The sequence below is a fragment of the Marinobacterium sediminicola genome, assembly GCF_022343685.1.
Classification (GTDB): domain Bacteria; phylum Pseudomonadota; class Gammaproteobacteria; order Pseudomonadales; family Balneatricaceae; genus Marinobacterium; species Marinobacterium sediminicola.
This window is the reverse complement of the sequence record NZ_CP092123.1, coordinates 807417-823300: the sequence shown is the minus strand read 5'-3', so window position 1 is coordinate 823300 and position 15884 is coordinate 807417. Positions and strand designations below refer to the sequence as shown.

Here is a 15884-nt window from a genome sequence, read left to right as displayed (position 1 = left end):
CATAAACATCAGAATCAGAGAAGCCGTCATAGTATGGATATTCGCAAAGTCAAAAAGCTGATCGAGCTGCTGGAAGAATCCAACATCAACGAAATCGAGATCAAGGAAGGCGAAGAGTCCGTCCGCATCAGCCGTGGAGGCAGCATTGTAGCCGCTCCCGCTCAGGCACAGTACATGGCAGCTCCTGCAGTCGCTCCGGCGGCACCGGCTCCCGCAGCACCTGCGGCCGCAGAAGCCCCGGCTGCAGAAGCACCGGCAGGCCACGCTGTTCGTTCACCGATGGTTGGCACTTTCTATCGTTCCCCGTCTCCGACGTCTGCTGCATTCGTCGAAGTTGGCCAGAGCGTAAAAGCCGGCGACGTGATCTGCATCGTTGAGGCGATGAAGATGATGAACCAGATCGAAGCGGACAAATCCGGCGTGATCGAAAGCATTCTGGTCGAAGATGGCCAGCCGGTCGAGTTCGACCAGCCGCTGATCACCATCGCCTGATTGTTGACCAAGGATTTTCACTATGCTGGATAAAGTGCTGATTGCAAACCGTGGTGAGATCGCGCTGCGTATCCTCCGCGCCTGCAAGGAGCTGGGCATCAAGACCGTGGCGGTTCATTCCGTCGCCGACCGTGATCTGATGCACGTTCGTCTGGCCGACGAAGCGGTATGTATCGGTCCGGCTCCTTCACCGCAGAGCTACCTGAACATCCCGGCGATCATCAGTGCCGCCGAGGTAACCGACTCTGTAGGCATTCACCCGGGCTATGGCTTCCTGGCTGAGAACGCTGACTTTGCTGAACAGGTAGAGCGTTCAGGCTTCACCTTCATTGGGCCACGTGCCGATACCATCCGCCTCATGGGCGACAAGGTATCTGCGATCGAAGCAATGAAGAAAGCCGGCGTTCCAACCGTACCGGGCTCCGACGGCCCGCTGCCGGAAGATAATGAGACCATCTACAAGATCGCCCGCCGTATCGGCTATCCGGTGATCATCAAGGCCGCTGCCGGCGGTGGTGGTCGAGGCATGCGCGTGGTGCACACCGAGGCGCACCTGGCCAACGCCGTACAGGTGACCAAGTCAGAAGCAGGCGCAGCCTTCGGTGACTCCACGGTGTACATGGAGAAATTCCTCGAGAAGCCGCGTCACGTTGAGGTCCAGGTACTGGCTGATGGTCAGGGTAACGCCATTCACCTGTACGACCGCGACTGCTCCATGCAGCGTCGTCATCAGAAGGTCGTTGAAGAAGCGCCGGCACCGATGATCGACGAAGCAGCACGTGCCAAGGTACTCAAGGCCTGTGTCGATGCCTGCATCGAGATCGGTTACCGTGGCGCCGGTACCTTCGAGTTCCTGTATGAAGATGGTGAGTTCTTCTTCATCGAGATGAACACCCGCGTACAGGTGGAGCACCCGGTAACCGAAATGGTCACAGGTGTGGATATCGTCAAGGAACAGCTGCGCATCGCCTCGGGCCTGCCGCTGTCCTACAAGCAGGACGACATCAAGCTGCGTGGTCACTCGATTGAGTGCCGTCTCAACGCCGAAGACCCGAAAACCTTCATGCCGAGTCCCGGCAAGGTTACTCACTTCCATGCCGCAGGTGGCAACGGCGTTCGCGTCGACTCTCACCTGTACAGTGGTTACAGTGTGCCGCCGCACTACGACTCACTGATCGCCAAGCTGATCACCTTCGCCGATGACCGCGAAACAGCGCTGGCCCGCATGGAAAGTGCGCTGGATGAGACCCTGATCGAAGGCATCAAGACCAACATCCCGCTGCACCGGGATATCGTGCGCGACGCCAATTTCGCCCGTGGTGGAGTCAACATCCACTACCTCGAAAAGAAACTGGGTCTTTGATCCTTCATGGCGGCCTGCCCTGCAGGCTGCCATCCTTTCCTGACATACCCCGTAAACACCGCCTGAACTCTGTCCGCCCGCATGTGCTCTACATCATCCTTCGAAGATGTATCCGTCGCGCTTTTAGGACATAATTAAAACCTTCGTTTGACAGGAGAGCCTTCATGCCCTGGCTTCAGATCAAAGTTTCCATTCCGCCCGAACAGGCTGAAACCTATGAGGACCTGCTGCTGGCTGCTGGCTGTGCCGCTGTTACCTATCAGGATGCTGCTGACCAGCCAATCTTCGAACCCGATCTGGGCACGACTCCGTTGTGGAATTCCACTGTGGTCACAGGCCTTTTTGCCGCCGAGCATGACCTGCGCGAAACGCTTGATCTGCTCCAGACTGCACAGCGACAGCTGGCCTCCGACCAGGCCCCGCTACCGGAATTCAAGGCAGAGATCCTTGAAGACAAGGACTGGGAACGGGAATGGATGGACAGCTACCATCCCATGCGATTTGGTACCCGCCTGTGGGTATGCCCAAGCTGGCGCGAGGCACCCGAGCCGGATGCCGTCAACATGATGCTTGACCCGGGTCTGGCCTTCGGTACCGGCACCCACCCAACCACGGCTCTCTGCCTGGAATGGCTTGATGCACAGGACCTGCAGGGCAAACAGGTGGTCGACTATGGCTGTGGCAGCGGCATTCTCGGCATCGCCGCGTTGTTGCTGGGAGCCGAACATGTTCAGGCTGTCGACATCGATCCACAGGCACTGACAGCGACCCGGGATAACCTGGAACGCAACAAGCTTTCGGCATCGCGACTGGATGCCTTCCTGCCGCTGGACGCCCCCCTGATCGAAGCAGACCTGCTGGTCGCCAACATCCTGGCTGGCCCACTTTGTGAGCTGTCCCCGACACTGGCCGCACGCGTCCGTCCCGGGGGCCGTATCCTGCTGTCCGGGCTGTTATCCCAGCAGGCAGATGAGATAATATCCACCTACAGTCAATGGTTTGATATGGACGCACCGGGTGAGCGTGAAGGCTGGATACGCATCAGTGGTACCCGGAAGCAGGAGAGCTGATACTTGGTTATAACGCGCTGCCCCGAATGTCATGCCCGTTTTCGTGTGACCGACGGCCAGCTAAAGCTGGCGCGGGGGCAGGTGCGTTGCGGTGCCTGCCTGTGCGTTTTCGATGCCATAGCACATGCACAACCAGCCACCAGCCCTCAGCCTGTCCGCTCTGATGCAGAACATGTCGAAACCTCTGGCGCTTTGACATCCGCACCAGCCACCGACACGCCGGATGCGATTCAGACTCCTGCTACACCCGACATTGAAGCCTCCCTCACGGAACAGCCTGCACCGCCGTCTGCTCAAGCCGATGAGCAGCAGGACAAACCCGCCGAGGAAAACGCTTCTCTGCCTTTCAGTGCCGAGCCCATTGCCCTGAGTGGCCGCAATGGGGAGGACAACCCTGTTGCCACCACCGGCTGGCTGTTGCTCAGTATGGTCGCGCTACTGGCCCTGGCAGCGCAACTGCTCTGGTTCGAACGTGCCCGTCTGGCCGAATACCCCCAGCTTGGCAGCATCTACGCGCTGCTGTGTGAACAGGTTGACTGCTCTCTGACCCAGAGCGCATTTTCACTGATCGACAATCAGGGCCTTCATCTGCAGCCACACCCCAAATACAGTGATGCGCTGAACGCCACAATCCTGCTGGAAAACCGTGCCGCTTTCAGCCAGCCCTGGCCAGGACTGCAGCTCAGGTTTACCGATCTCAAGGGCCGACTGGTGGCCCAGCGCACCTTCCAGCCTGAAGAGTATCTGGATATCAGCAGTGTGGACCCCTTGCGCATGCCCACGAGACAACCGGTCCAGATCGAGCTGGAACTGGCCTCCCCCGGTCGACGTGGTATCAGCTACGAACTGAAGCTCGCACCCGCAACTCCGATCGCAAAATAGATCAATTTTTCATCAGAAATGGTTGGCCCTAAGGGGCCGAAAGAGTATCATTGGCCGCCTTCCGAAAGTTAACCCTGAATTTGTTGCAGCGATGCAGCGAATAGAGTTTCTTTTACCCTTTTGACAGGATGTGGCATGTTCAGGATCGGCCCATACAGCATTGATAGTCGGGTGATTCTGGCCCCCATGGCCGGGGTAACCGACCGACCCTTCCGGCAGCTATGCCGCCGTATGGGTGCAGGGCTGGTCGTGTCCGAAATGGTGACGTCCGACAGCCGCCTCTGGCATACCCGTAAATCCAGCTTCCGCCTGGACCACACCGGTGAAGCAGAGCCTCGCTCAATCCAGATCGCCGGTGGCGATCCGGAAATGATGGCCGAAGCTGCACGGCTCAACGTGACCAACGGTGCTCAGATCATCGACATCAATATGGGCTGTCCAGCCAAGAAAGTCTGCAACAAGGCTGCCGGCTCTGCATTGCTGCGCGATGAACCCCTGGTCAAGGATATCCTTCAGGCAGTCATTGCTGCCGTAGAGGTACCTGTCACGCTGAAAATTCGCACCGGCTGGTGTCAGGAAACACGTAACGGCGTTCGCATCGCCGAAATGGCCGAAGCCGCCGGCATCGCTGCACTGGCTGTGCATGGACGCACCCGCGCTGACCGTTACCAGGGTGAAGCTGAATACGACACCATCGCTCGTATCCGTGAAGCAATCAGCATTCCGCTGTTCGCCAACGGAGATATCGACTCACCGCAAAAAGCGGCTCAGGTACTTGAACAGACCGGTGCCGACGCGGTGATGATCGGTCGGGCTGCTCAGGGACGCCCCTGGCTGCTGGGACAAATCGATCACTACCTGCGCACCGGCGAACTTCAGCCCGAGCCAGACCTGACCACCCAGCACACAATTCTGCGTGAGCACCTGCATGCCCTGCACGATTTCTACGGAGATTATCTGGGTGTGCGTATCGCACGCAAGCACGTGGGCTGGTACCTGCAGAGCTGCACCGACAATCGGAACTTTCGGCAAAGATTTAATCAACTTGAAACAGCATCAGATCAGGTGAATGCCGTGGACGCATTTTTTGCGGCCCGGCATGAAGCCGCCTGATCCCTGGATTGGGTACAGAAGTACAGTGGATACCAAAGACTTGAAACAGACAAACAACAGCGCGCAGGCACAGATTCCGCAGCAGACCCTGCGTGATACCGTGCATCAGTCCCTGACCAGCTACTTCAAACAGCTGGACGGTCAGCCTGTTACCGATGTCTATCAGATGGTTCTGTCCGAAATCGAGGCCCCGCTGTTCGAAAGCGTGATGGCCTACACCAAGGACAACCAGACCAAAGCATCCGAGGTACTGGGCCTGAACCGCGGCACACTGCGCAAGAAGCTGAAGCAGTACGGCCTGCTGTAACGAATTCATCTTGAACGGGAATGCATACCATGTCTGAACAGAATACTACTCCTGTCCGCCGCGCGCTGATCAGCGTGTCGGACAAAACCGGCATCGTCGAATTCGCACAGGCCCTGAGCGCCGAGGGTGTTGAGATCCTCTCCACCGGCGGTACCTACAAGTTGCTGTGCGACAACAACATCCCTGCAGTGGAAGTCTCCGACTACACCGGCTTCCCGGAAATGATGGACGGCCGCGTCAAGACCCTGCATCCGAAAGTACATGGTGGCATTCTGGGCCGTCGCGGCACTGACGATGCCATCATGAACGAGCACGGCATTCAGCCGATCGACATGGTTGTCGTTAACCTCTACCCGTTCGCTGCTACCATTGCCCGTCCGGACTGCGACCTGCCGATGGCAATCGAAAACATCGATATCGGTGGTCCGACCATGGTTCGCTCAGCAGCCAAGAACCACAAGGATGTTGCCATCGTCGTCAACGCTTCCGACTATGACAGCATCATCGCCGAGCTGAAAGCCAATGGCGGCCTGGGCATGAAGACCCGCTTCGACCTGGCGGTTAAAGCCTTCGAACACACCGCAGCCTACGACGGCATGATCGCCAACTACCTGGGCGCCATCGTCGAAGGTGATGAAGAGATGCCGGCCGCATTCCCGCGCACCTTCAACACCCAGTTCGTCAAGGCACAGGATATGCGCTACGGTGAGAACCCGCATCAGCGCGCCGCGTTCTACGTTGAAGCCAACCCGTCCGAAGCCAGCGTGGCCACTGCGCGTCAGCTGCAGGGCAAGGAACTGTCCTACAACAACGTCGCCGATACCGATGCAGCACTGGAATGCGTCAAGCCGTTCCTGGAACCGGCCTGTGTTATCGTCAAGCACGCCAACCCCTGTGGCGTCGCGGTTGGCAGCGATATCCTGGAAGCCTATAACCGTGCCTTCCAGACCGACCCGACCTCCGCATTCGGCGGCATCATCGCCTTCAACCGTGAACTGGACGGCAAGACCGCTCAGGCCATCGTTGATCGTCAGTTCGTTGAAGTGATCATCGCCCCGACCGTTTCCCAGGAAGCGTCCGACATCGTTGCGGCCAAGCCGAACGTCCGTCTGCTGGCCTGCGGCGAGTGGAACAAGGACCGTGCACACGGTTTCGACTACAAGCGCGTCAACGGTGGCCTGCTGGTTCAGGACCGTGACCTGGGCATGATCGATGCGTCCCAGCTGAAAATCGTGACCCAGCGCCAGCCGACCGAACAGGAAATCCGCGATCTGCTGTTCTGCTGGGAAGTCGCCAAGTACGTCAAGTCCAATGCCATCGTCTATGCCAAGAACGGTCAGACCATCGGCATCGGTGCCGGTCAGATGAGCCGCGTCTACTCTGCCAAGATCGCCGGCATCAAGGCCGCTGATGAAGGTCTGGAAGTACCGGGTTCCGTCATGGCTTCCGATGCTTTCTTCCCGTTCCGTGACGGTATCGACGCCGCAGCGGCTGCCGGTATCACTGCGGTGATCCAGCCAGGTGGTTCCATGCGCGACCAGGAAGTGATTGACGCTGCCGACGAGCACGGTCTGGCGATGGTCTTCACCGGCATGCGCCATTTCCGCCATTAAGAGCGTCACTAATCAAGAGAAGGACCTGAACATGAATATTCTGGTTATCGGTTCTGGCGGTCGTGAACATGCCCTGGCCTGGGCTGCCGCACAGGACTCCGCTGTTGAGCGTGTTTTCGTAGCTCCGGGCAACGCCGGTACGGCCACTGAGCCCAAGCTGGAAAACGTCGCCATCGATGTGATGGACCTGGATGCGCTGGTCGCCTTCGCACGTGACAACAGCATCGCACTGACCATCGTTGGGCCGGAAGCCCCTCTGGTAGCAGGCGTCGTTGATCGCTTCCGCGAAGCTGGCCTGGCAATCTTCGGACCGACCGCGGGCGCTGCTCAGCTGGAAGGCTCCAAGGCGTTCACCAAGGACTTTCTGGCACGCCAGCAGATTCCGACCGCCGAGTATCAAAACTTCACCGAGATCGAGCCGGCGCTGGCCTACGTGCGTGAAAAAGGCGCTCCGATTGTGGTCAAGGCCGACGGCCTGGCCGCAGGCAAAGGCGTCATCGTCGCCATGACTCTGGAAGAAGCCGAAGACGCCATTCGCGATATGCTGGCCGGCAACGCCTTCGGTGATGCAGGCAGCCGCGTGGTCATCGAGGAATTTCTCGACGGCGAAGAAGCTTCCTACATTGTCATGGTCGATGGTGACAACGTACTGCCGATGGCTACCAGTCAGGACCACAAGCGCGTCGGCGACGGCGACACCGGCCTGAACACCGGTGGCATGGGCGCCTATTCTCCCGCCCCCGTGGTAACGCCCGAAATAGACCAGCGCGTGATGGACGAAGTGATCATGCCGACCGTTAACGGCATGAAAGCGGAAGGCAACGAGTACACCGGCTTCCTGTACGCCGGCCTGATGATCATGGCCGATGGTACTCCGAAAGTGATCGAGTACAACTGCCGCTTCGGTGATCCGGAAACCCAGCCGATCATGCTGCGTCTGAAGTCCTCTCTGGTACAGCTGTGCCAGGCAGCACTGGACAAGAAGCTGGATCAGACCACGGCCGAATGGGATGAGCGCAAGTCTGTGGGTGTCGTCATGGCGGCCGGTGGCTACCCCGGTGATTATGCCAAGGGCGATGTCATCACTCTGCCGGCATCCTGCCCGGAAGGCAGCAAGATCTTCCACGCCGGCACCAAGCTGGATGAGAAGGGTAATGTCGTTACCGCCGGTGGTCGCGTACTCTGCGTAACCGCTCTGGGCGACAGCGTGACCGAAGCACAGCAGCGTGCTTACGAACTGCTGAAGCAGGTCAGCTGGAAAGACGCCTACTTCCGTACCGATATCGCCTACCGCGCGATCGCACGCGAAAACGGCTAAGCCTTTTCAGTGTAAAGACAGCCGCCTGCGGGCGGCTGTTTGCGTTCTGAGGAGTACATGATGAGTCTTGAAATCTGGGTTGCCCTGTTGGGTACCGCTATCTTGATCAGCCTTTCACCCGGCGCCAGTGCCGCCACCGCAATGGGCGCGGGACTGACCTATGGCATTCGTGGCGCAGGCTGGAGCACTTTGGGGCTGGTCTGTGGCTATGGCGTACAAATTCTGGTTGTCTGTCTGGGCCTCGGCAGTTTGCTGGCAACGGCACCGGAGTGGTTTGAGGTGTTGCGGTGGATCGGGGTCGGCTACCTGACCTGGCTAGGCATTCAATTCTGGCGCCAGCGCAAATCAGCTGATATCGAATCACAAACCTTTGCGCCCCGGCACACCCGCTTTTTTCAGGCGCTGCTGGTCAACATCACCAACCCCAAGGGGCTGGTGTTTCTGCTCGCACTGATTCCGCAGTTCATCGATCCCGTACACCCCCAGTTACCACAGCTGCTGATCATCAGTGCTACACTGATGCTCAGTGAGGCTTTTATCATGACAGGCTATAGCGGACTGGCTTCAGGCCTGCGTCAGCGCTTTGCCGATCCGGTCGCATTGATGTGGCAGCAACGGCTGACCGGCTGTGCATTGATTGCCGCTGCCTTGGCCCTGTCCGCTACCGCCATCTGATTCGAGGTATAAGACCGACGTGCGCATACAGGAAGTAGCCACCATCACATTGAGCATGACGCTGGTGGCTTGCAGTCTGCAAACACCGGCGCCGGACTCGAACTCTGCAACTGAAAGTCATTGTTTCCGTGCCGGCAGCGAGCAACAATTTGACTGCTCCGCGCCGGCGCTGCAGCTGAATGAACTGCGGGACCCTCTGGCCCAAACCAGCCGGTTTACCGACGAAGAACTGATGGACCTGCTGGCCGAGATCAAGCGCTGGCTGGCACGCCGCAAGCTTTTGCTTCAGGGTGAAACAATCCCGCCAGAACTGTTACCCAAGCATTCACCAGTCCCCGTTACCACATCGACAGAAGAAAATGCTCGCCTGCCGCGCCCCTGGGCCCTGATACTGAACGATTTTTCCGCCGAATCGCTGCAACGCAGCAATTCAAGTCAACACTGACGCAACCACCCGCGCCAGTTTCATTCCTGCCACGTTTGTGCACCTGCACAGCCTCCGCTTATCTACAGTAAATCTTTGATCCTCAAGCTGTACTTTAACCATGGCTGTGCTATTCCAAAGATAACGGCGCTGCGATCCACAAGATCCGACAACGCCGATTTTTATACCCGTTTTCCGGTTTGGCTTAACCCGCGGAGGACCCCGTCATGTTGAAGCAGATGGAAAACGCCGGCCTGACCGATCTTCACTTCGGATTGGACCCGGCCAGCGGCATGAAAGCGATCATCGCCATCCACTCCACCGCTCGCGGTGCCGCCATCGGCGGCTGTCGATTCATCCACTATGCACGCGAGCAGGAAGCCATCACCGACGCCCTGCGACTGGCCCGTGGCATGAGCTACAAGGCAGCTCTGGCAGGTTTGCCTCACGGCGGTGGCAAGGCCGTCATGATCGAGCCTGAAGGCGACTATGACCGTACTGCACTGATGCAGGCGTTTGGTCGTTTTGTCGACCAGTTGGGCGGTCGCTATATCACCGCCATGGACAGCGGTACTGAAGTCAGTGATATGGATATCATCGAGACAGCGACTCGTTATGTGAGCTGTACCAGTGCCAGCGGCGATCCTTCACCACATACTGCACTCGGGGTATTTGAAGGAATCAGAGCTGCAGTGCTTCACCGACTTGAGCGAGACTCGCTTGCAGGGCTGGTGATCAGTATTCAGGGCCTTGGGCATGTAGGCCATGCGCTGGCGGCCATGCTGCACGAAGCAGGCGCAAAACTGATCGTCGCGGATATTGACTCCGCCCGCGTTCAGACCTGCATCAACCAGTTTGGTGCACGTGCCGTCGCTGCAGACGAGATCTACGATGTCGAAGCCGATGTATTCAGTCCTTGCGGCCTGGGTGCCATTCTCAACGCGGAGACCATTCCCCGCCTGAAGTGCAGCATCGTCGCCGGCAGCGCCAATAACCAGTTGGCCGTTGACGAGGATGGCAATCGGCTGCGTGCTCGAGGCATCCTGTACGCCCCCGATTATGTCATCAATGCCGGAGGCCTGATTCATGTTGCCCTTCACCATGCCGGTGTTGACGGCGACAGGCGGGATGCCAAGATTCGAGAGATTGGCGATACCCTGACTCACCTGTTTACCGAGGCCAAACGCAGCAACCAGTCAGTACACCATGTTGCTGACCTGCACGCCGAGGCGCTGCTCAAGGCCGCAGCCTCAGACGATTCTGCACAGGAGTGCCGTCATGCATGAGATCAGTTATCAGGGCGAGATCCGCCTGACGCGTTACCTTGATGACCAAGGCGTGCCTTTGGGCGAGATGCCAAAATGGGCTTGTGGCGACTCCCCCTGGGTTACCTACTACCAGCAGATGGTCTTGGCACGTCAGTTTGATACCAAGGCGATCAGCCTGCAGCGCACGGGGCAGATGGGCACTTACGCCTCCCTGCTGGGTGCCGAAGCAATCGACGTGGTCTGTGCCTCACTGATGCAGCCAGACGATGTGCTGGTGCCCTATTACCGCAACCATGCCATGCAGATGATCAGAGGCATGTCGCTCACTCAGCTGTTCCTGTATTGGGGGGGCGATGAGCGAGGCAGTGCAACACCGGAGATGCGACGCGATCTGCCCAACTGCGTTCCGATCGCAACCCAGTGTCTGCACGCCTGCGGCGTGGCGACCGCACTTAAACTCCGTGGTGAACATCAAGCGGTATTAACCATGATCGGCGACGGTGGCACCTCCAAGGGGGATTTCCTGGAAGCCATTAACGTGGCAGGTGCCTGGCAGCTGCCGGTGGTGTTTATCATCAACAACAACCAGTGGGCGATTTCGGTACCGCGCAGTAAGCAGTGCATCGCACCGACACTGGCTCAGAAAGCACTGGGCGCCGGTATACGCGGCGAGCAGGTAGACGGCAACGATGCGGTGGCACTGCATGAGGTGGTGGGCCAGGCGCTGGAACGTGCTCGCGCGGGCAAGGGCCCTACCCTGATCGAAGCCCTCAGCTATCGACTCTCGGACCACACCACGGCGGATGATGCCACGCGCTATCGCCCCTCAGATGAATTGAAAGCCGCATGGGCACGTGAACCTGTGGCCCGGCTGCGCAATTGGCTGCACAGCCAGGGGCTTTGGGACGAAGCGCGTGAACAGGCCTGGCAGGCTGAAACCCGCCAGATGATCGAAGACGCGGTAAAAGCCTATCAGGCAATCCCGCCACAAACCGTGGATGAGCTGTACGACTACGTCTATGCCGAATGCCCAGCGGGCCTCAGCGAACAGCGTGAACAGGCTCGCATCCGGCAGCAGCGTCGTGAACAGGGAGGAACCGATCATGAGTGACCATGCCATCACCCTGCTGGATGCCGTCAATCTGGCCCTGGCCCGTGCACTGGATGAAGACCCGAATGTGGTGCTGCTCGGGGAGGATATTGGCACCAACGGCGGCGTCTTCCGTGCGACCGACGGCCTCAAGGCACGTTTTGGCGAGCGTCGCGTGATCGATACGCCGCTGGCCGAAACCATGATCGCGGGCCTCAGTGTCGGCATGGCCACTCAAGGGCTTCGTCCGGTCGCCGAGATTCAGTTCATGGGCTTCATTTTTCCGACCATGGAGCACATGATCGCTCATGCCGCACGCATGCGGCACCGTACCCGAGGCAGACTCAGCTGTCCGATGGTGCTCCGTGCGCCCTTCGGTGGCGGCATCCATGCCCCTGAGCACCATTCGGAGAGTACCGAAACTCTGCTGGCCCATATTCCTGGCTTGCGCGTGGTAATCCCCTCGTCACCGGCAAGGGCATACGGCCTGCTGCTGGCAGCGATCCGTTGTGATGATCCGGTGGTGTTTCTTGAACCCAAGCGCATCTACCGCGCCAGCAAGACGCTGGTGGAAGATAACGGCGAAGCACTGCCCCTGGATACCTGTTTCACCCTGCGTGAGGGCAGCGACATCACGCTGATCAGCTGGGGCGCCATGATCAGTGAAACCCTCACCGCCGCCGACCGCCTGGCAGATGAAGGCATCAGCTGCGAGGTCATTGATGTCGCCACATTAAATCCCATTGATCACGCCACGCTTGTGGCTTCGGTCAGCAAAACCGGGCGCTGTGTCATCATCCATGAAGCCCCTCACCATGCCGGCATGGGCGCCGAAATTGAGGCGACTCTTAGCGAGCAGGCACTCACTTACCTGCAGGCACCACCCAGGCGAGTCACCGGTGACGACACCATCATGCCTTACTACCGCTATGAGCAACTGTATCTGCCCGATGTGGACGACATCCTCATCGCCGTCAGAGAGACCATGGAGTATTCAGGATGAAATATTTCAAATTGCCCGATTTGGGAGAAGGTCTGCCCGAAGCCGAGATTGTCGAATGGCATGTACAGGAAGGCGACGAAGTAGCCGTGGACCAAATACTGGTTTCTGTTGAAACAGCCAAGGCTATTGTCGAAGTACCGTCACCTCAAGCCGGAGTGATTGCTCACCTGTTTGGCGCCGCAGGGGATACCATCCATACTGGTGAACCCCTGGTGGAGTTTGCCGGAGGTGAGGACAGTGACAGTGGCACCGTGGTGGGCAAACTGAGTCAGGCCAAGAATACCGAAAGCCAGCGCGAAGACTTCATTATCGGTGCTTCCCCCAGCAGCCGTCAGGCCGCCAGCCAAAATTCCACACCGGCCGTTCGCTCACTGGCACATCGGTTGGGCGTCAGTCTGGACACACTCAGGGGCTCGGGTCCAGGAGGCAGAATCACCGCCAGCGATGTGGAGCGGGCGGCGGATCTGGACCAGTCCTTTGGAGCACCGGAACCACTGAAAGGTGTTCGCAAGCAGATGGCCAAAGCGATGGCTCAATCTCACGCCGAGGTGGTGCCGGTCACCCTGTGCGAAGACGCCGATATCGATCATTGGCCTGAGGGCACCGACATCACCATGCGACTGGTACAGGCCGTTGCAGCGGCCTGCGCGGCCGTACCGGATCTGAACGTCTGGTTTGACGGTCAGCAGCTGGCCCGACGCCCGCATCACAAGATTGATCTTGGCGTCGCTGTTGATACCGAGCAGGGTCTGTTCGTGCCGGTGTTACGTGATATCGGCAACCGCAGCCAGGAGGACCTGCGTGATGGCCTCAATCGGCTTCGCGCCGATGTAAAAGCTCGCTCTATCCCTCCTGCCGAGATGCAGGGTGCCACCATTACGCTGAGCAACTTCGGCACCCTTGCCGGACGCTACGCCAGCCCCGTCATTGTTCCGCCACAGGTTGCCATCGTAGGGGCCGGTGTCATCCGACGCCAGCCGGTGGCGGTCGGTGATGATATTCGGGTACACCGCGTCATGCCGCTGTCACTGACGTTCGATCACCGGGCAGCAACTGGTGGCGAAGCCGCACGCTTCATGCAGGCACTGATCCAATCCCTCTCAGAGTGAACGACCCGAGGGGTACGGAACGTACCCCTCAATACAGGGTCAGAATTATCAGGGACAAACCCGTAAGACTTTTTTCCACCCCACTCCGTCCTTGACTCCCTCTAATCTGGACTACACTGAAAACAGCGAAGAACGCAAACCACTGGCTCATAAGCATTTGAATTCTCAGTGGCTAGCGCAAAAGACAGGAAGGTGAGCATGAGCATCTTTGACCACTACAAGGCCCGTTATTCAGCGATCCAGCAGGAGGAGATGAGCCTGCAGGAATACCTCAACCTGTGCAAGGAGAAACCGGAAGTTTACGCCAATGCCGCCGAGCGCATGCTCAAGGCAATCGGGGAGCCCGAAGTCGTCGATACGGCTCTGGACCCGCGTCTGAGCCGCATCTTCTCCAACAAAGTCATCAAGCGCTATCCGGCATTCAGTGAGTTCTACGGTATGGAGGAAGCGATCGAGAATATCGTTTCCTATTTCCGTCATGCCGCTCAGGGGCTTGAGGAAAAGAAACAGATCCTCTACCTGCTGGGCCCCGTAGGGGGTGGTAAGTCCTCACTGGCTGAGCGACTCAAGCACCTGATGGAGCATATCCCCTTCTACGCGATCAAGGGGTCTCCCGTTTTCGAGTCCCCACTGGGTCTGTTCAAGCCCGAGGAAGACGCCGAAATTCTGGAACAGGAATATGGCATTCCGCGCCGCTACATGAACGGGATCATGTCCCCCTGGGCGGTGAAACGGCTGCATGAATATGGCGGTGACATTACCCAGTTCCGTGTGGTCAAACTGTTCCCCTCCATTCTTGACCAGGTCGGTATCGCCAAGACCGAACCGGGTGATGAAAACAACCAGGATATCTCCAGTCTGGTGGGTAAAGTCGACATTCGAAAGCTGGAGGAATACCCTCAGCACGACCCTGATGCCTACAGTTTTTCTGGCGCACTCTGCCGAGCCAACCAGGGCATCATGGAGTTCGTGGAGATGTTCAAGGCACCGATCAAGGTGCTGCACCCGTTGCTGACCGCGACCCAGGAAGGCAACTACAACAGTACAGAAGGCATGGGGGCTATACCCTACGACGGCATTCTGCTGGCCCACTCCAACGAGTCCGAGTGGCAGACCTTCAAGAATAACAAGACCAACGAAGCCTTCATCGACCGTGTGTACATCGTCAAGGTGCCATATTGCACCCGAGTCACCGAAGAAGTGCATATTTACGAAAAGCTGCTGGAAAACAGCTCGCTGAACGAATCCCCCTGTGCGCCCGATACTCTGAATATGCTGGCCCAGTTCACGGTGCTGTCTCGCATCAAAAACCCCGAAAACTCCAGCATCTATTCCAAAATGCGCATCTATGACGGTGAGAACCTGAAGGATACCGATCCGCGAGCCAAATCCATGCAGGAATACAAGGATGCGGCCGGCGTCAACGAAGGCATGGATGGTCTATCGACCCGTTTTGCCTTCAAGATTCTGTCCAAGGTATTCAACTTCGACCCGACTGAAGTGGCTGCCAACCCGGTTCATCTGATGTATGTCCTGGAAAGGGAAATCAGTCAGCAGCAGTTCCCGAGTGAAATTCAGGACCGTTACCTGGGTCATTTGAAAGAGTACATTGCACCGAAGTACATCGATTTCCTCGGCAAGGAGATCCAGACCGCTTATCTGGAATCCTACTCCGAATATGGCCAGAACATCTTCGATCGCTATGTCACTTATGCCGACTTCTGGATTCAGGACCAGGAATACCGCGATCCTGAAACCGGCGACATTCTCGATCGTCAGTCGATCAACGAAGAGCTGGAAAAAATCGAGAAACCGGCCGGCATCAGCAACCCGAAAGACTTCCGCCACGAGATCGTCAACTTCGTTCTACGTGCCCGCGCCAGCAACAACGGCAAGAACCCGGCATGGAACAGCTACGAGAAGATGCGCTCCGTGATCGAGAAGAAGATGTTTGCCAATACGGAAGACCTGCTGCCGGTTATCTCCTTCAATCCAAAGGCATCGTCCGACGATCAGAAGAAACACGGCGAGTTCGTCAAGCGGATGATCGAGCGTGGTTATACCGAGAAGCAGGTCCGCTTGCTGTCCGAGTGGTACATCCGCGTACGCAAGTCTCAGTAACCCCACAACAGGGAGCCGTACACTGAAGGAACTGAA

At 58.1% G+C, this 15884-nt stretch carries 15 protein-coding genes; all 15 read left to right on the top strand.

Features of this window, described 5'->3' with window-relative positions; all coding sequences use genetic code 11:
- Window positions 1-33: 33 nt before the first annotated feature.
- A complete protein-coding gene (gene accB, locus LN244_RS03820; protein ID WP_239041527.1) occupies window positions 34-492 on the top strand; it encodes an acetyl-CoA carboxylase biotin carboxyl carrier protein in 459 nt (152 codons plus the stop codon).
- Between the two features lie 22 nt (window positions 493-514).
- The gene (accC, locus tag LN244_RS03815; RefSeq protein ID WP_239041526.1) at window positions 515-1855 is read left to right on the top strand and encodes an acetyl-CoA carboxylase biotin carboxylase subunit; all 1341 of its coding nucleotides are present in this window, start codon (window positions 515-517) and stop codon (window positions 1853-1855) included.
- A gap of 164 nt (window positions 1856-2019) precedes the next feature.
- A complete protein-coding gene (gene prmA, locus LN244_RS03810) occupies window positions 2020-2925 on the top strand; it encodes a 50S ribosomal protein L11 methyltransferase (protein ID WP_239041525.1) in 906 nt (301 codons plus the stop codon).
- 3 nt (window positions 2926-2928) lie between these two features.
- Window positions 2929-3807, top strand: a complete 879-nt coding sequence (locus tag LN244_RS03805) for a DUF3426 domain-containing protein (RefSeq protein ID WP_239041524.1) — start codon at window positions 2929-2931, stop codon at window positions 3805-3807.
- A 135-nt stretch (window positions 3808-3942) separates the two neighbouring features.
- The gene (gene dusB, locus LN244_RS03800) at window positions 3943-4920 is read left to right on the top strand and encodes a tRNA dihydrouridine synthase DusB (RefSeq protein WP_239041523.1); all 978 of its coding nucleotides are present in this window, start codon (window positions 3943-3945) and stop codon (window positions 4918-4920) included.
- Window positions 4907-5227 carry a DNA-binding transcriptional regulator Fis gene (gene fis, locus LN244_RS03795; protein ID WP_408904450.1) on the top strand — a complete coding sequence of 107 codons (321 nt, stop codon included), beginning with the start codon at window positions 4907-4909 and terminating at the stop codon, window positions 5225-5227. Before dusB ends, fis begins: the two co-directional genes overlap by 14 nt.
- 29 nt (window positions 5228-5256) lie before the next feature.
- Complete coding sequence (gene purH / locus LN244_RS03790) at window positions 5257-6840, top strand: bifunctional phosphoribosylaminoimidazolecarboxamide formyltransferase/IMP cyclohydrolase (protein WP_239041521.1); 1584 nt, start codon at window positions 5257-5259, stop codon at window positions 6838-6840.
- Between the two features lie 31 nt (window positions 6841-6871).
- On the top strand, window positions 6872-8158 hold the full coding sequence (purD, locus tag LN244_RS03785; protein ID WP_239041520.1) for a phosphoribosylamine--glycine ligase: 1287 nt from the start codon (window positions 6872-6874) through the stop codon (window positions 8156-8158).
- Between the two features lie 60 nt (window positions 8159-8218).
- The gene (locus LN244_RS03780) at window positions 8219-8833 is read left to right on the top strand and encodes a LysE family transporter (protein ID WP_239041519.1); all 615 of its coding nucleotides are present in this window, start codon (window positions 8219-8221) and stop codon (window positions 8831-8833) included.
- A gap of 19 nt (window positions 8834-8852) precedes the next feature.
- The gene (locus LN244_RS03775; RefSeq protein WP_239041518.1) at window positions 8853-9278 is read left to right on the top strand and encodes a hypothetical protein; all 426 of its coding nucleotides are present in this window, start codon (window positions 8853-8855) and stop codon (window positions 9276-9278) included.
- 206 nt (window positions 9279-9484) lie between these two features.
- Entirely contained in the window at window positions 9485-10543 is a 1059-nt protein-coding gene (locus LN244_RS03770; protein WP_239041517.1) for a Leu/Phe/Val dehydrogenase, read from the top strand.
- Window positions 10536-11636 (top strand): pyruvate dehydrogenase (acetyl-transferring) E1 component subunit alpha, encoded by a 1101-nt coding sequence (pdhA, locus tag LN244_RS03765; protein WP_239041516.1) that lies wholly within the window; start codon window positions 10536-10538, stop codon window positions 11634-11636. Before LN244_RS03770 ends, pdhA begins: the two co-directional genes overlap by 8 nt.
- Window positions 11629-12618 carry an alpha-ketoacid dehydrogenase subunit beta gene (locus LN244_RS03760; protein WP_239041515.1) on the top strand — a complete coding sequence of 330 codons (990 nt, stop codon included), beginning with the start codon at window positions 11629-11631 and terminating at the stop codon, window positions 12616-12618. The genes pdhA and LN244_RS03760 overlap by 8 nt, the downstream gene beginning before the upstream one ends.
- Window positions 12615-13727 (top strand): dihydrolipoamide acetyltransferase family protein, encoded by a 1113-nt coding sequence (locus tag LN244_RS03755; RefSeq protein WP_239041514.1) that lies wholly within the window; start codon window positions 12615-12617, stop codon window positions 13725-13727. The genes LN244_RS03760 and LN244_RS03755 overlap by 4 nt, the downstream gene beginning before the upstream one ends.
- Before the next feature lie 198 nt (window positions 13728-13925).
- Window positions 13926-15848, top strand: coding sequence for a PrkA family serine protein kinase (locus LN244_RS03750; RefSeq protein WP_239041513.1), 1923 nt, complete (start codon window positions 13926-13928; stop codon window positions 15846-15848).
- Window positions 15849-15884 lie beyond the last annotated feature (36 nt).

Bases quoted from the DNA above. Each gene is read 5' to 3' on its own strand.
- purH (WP_239041521.1), top strand. From the start codon at position 5,257: ATGTCTGAACAGAATACTACTCCTGTCCGCCGCGCGCTGATCAGCGTG.
- prmA (WP_239041525.1), top strand. From the start codon at position 2,020: ATGCCCTGGCTTCAGATCAAAGTTTCCATTCCGCCCGAACAGGCTGAA.
- purD (WP_239041520.1), top strand. From the start codon at position 6,872: ATGAATATTCTGGTTATCGGTTCTGGCGGTCGTGAACATGCCCTGGCC.
- dusB (WP_239041523.1), top strand. From the start codon at position 3,943: ATGTTCAGGATCGGCCCATACAGCATTGATAGTCGGGTGATTCTGGCC.
- LN244_RS03755 (WP_239041514.1), top strand. From the start codon at position 12,615: ATGAAATATTTCAAATTGCCCGATTTGGGAGAAGGTCTGCCCGAAGCC.
- LN244_RS03760 (WP_239041515.1), top strand. From the start codon at position 11,629: ATGAGTGACCATGCCATCACCCTGCTGGATGCCGTCAATCTGGCCCTG.
- LN244_RS03750 (WP_239041513.1), top strand. From the start codon at position 13,926: ATGAGCATCTTTGACCACTACAAGGCCCGTTATTCAGCGATCCAGCAG.
- accB (WP_239041527.1), top strand. From the start codon at position 34: ATGGATATTCGCAAAGTCAAAAAGCTGATCGAGCTGCTGGAAGAATCC.
- LN244_RS03780 (WP_239041519.1), top strand. From the start codon at position 8,219: ATGAGTCTTGAAATCTGGGTTGCCCTGTTGGGTACCGCTATCTTGATC.
- LN244_RS03770 (WP_239041517.1), top strand. From the start codon at position 9,485: ATGTTGAAGCAGATGGAAAACGCCGGCCTGACCGATCTTCACTTCGGA.
- accC (WP_239041526.1), top strand. From the start codon at position 515: ATGCTGGATAAAGTGCTGATTGCAAACCGTGGTGAGATCGCGCTGCGT.
- fis (WP_408904450.1), top strand. From the start codon at position 4,907: ATGAAGCCGCCTGATCCCTGGATTGGGTACAGAAGTACAGTGGATACC.
- pdhA (WP_239041516.1), top strand. From the start codon at position 10,536: ATGCATGAGATCAGTTATCAGGGCGAGATCCGCCTGACGCGTTACCTT.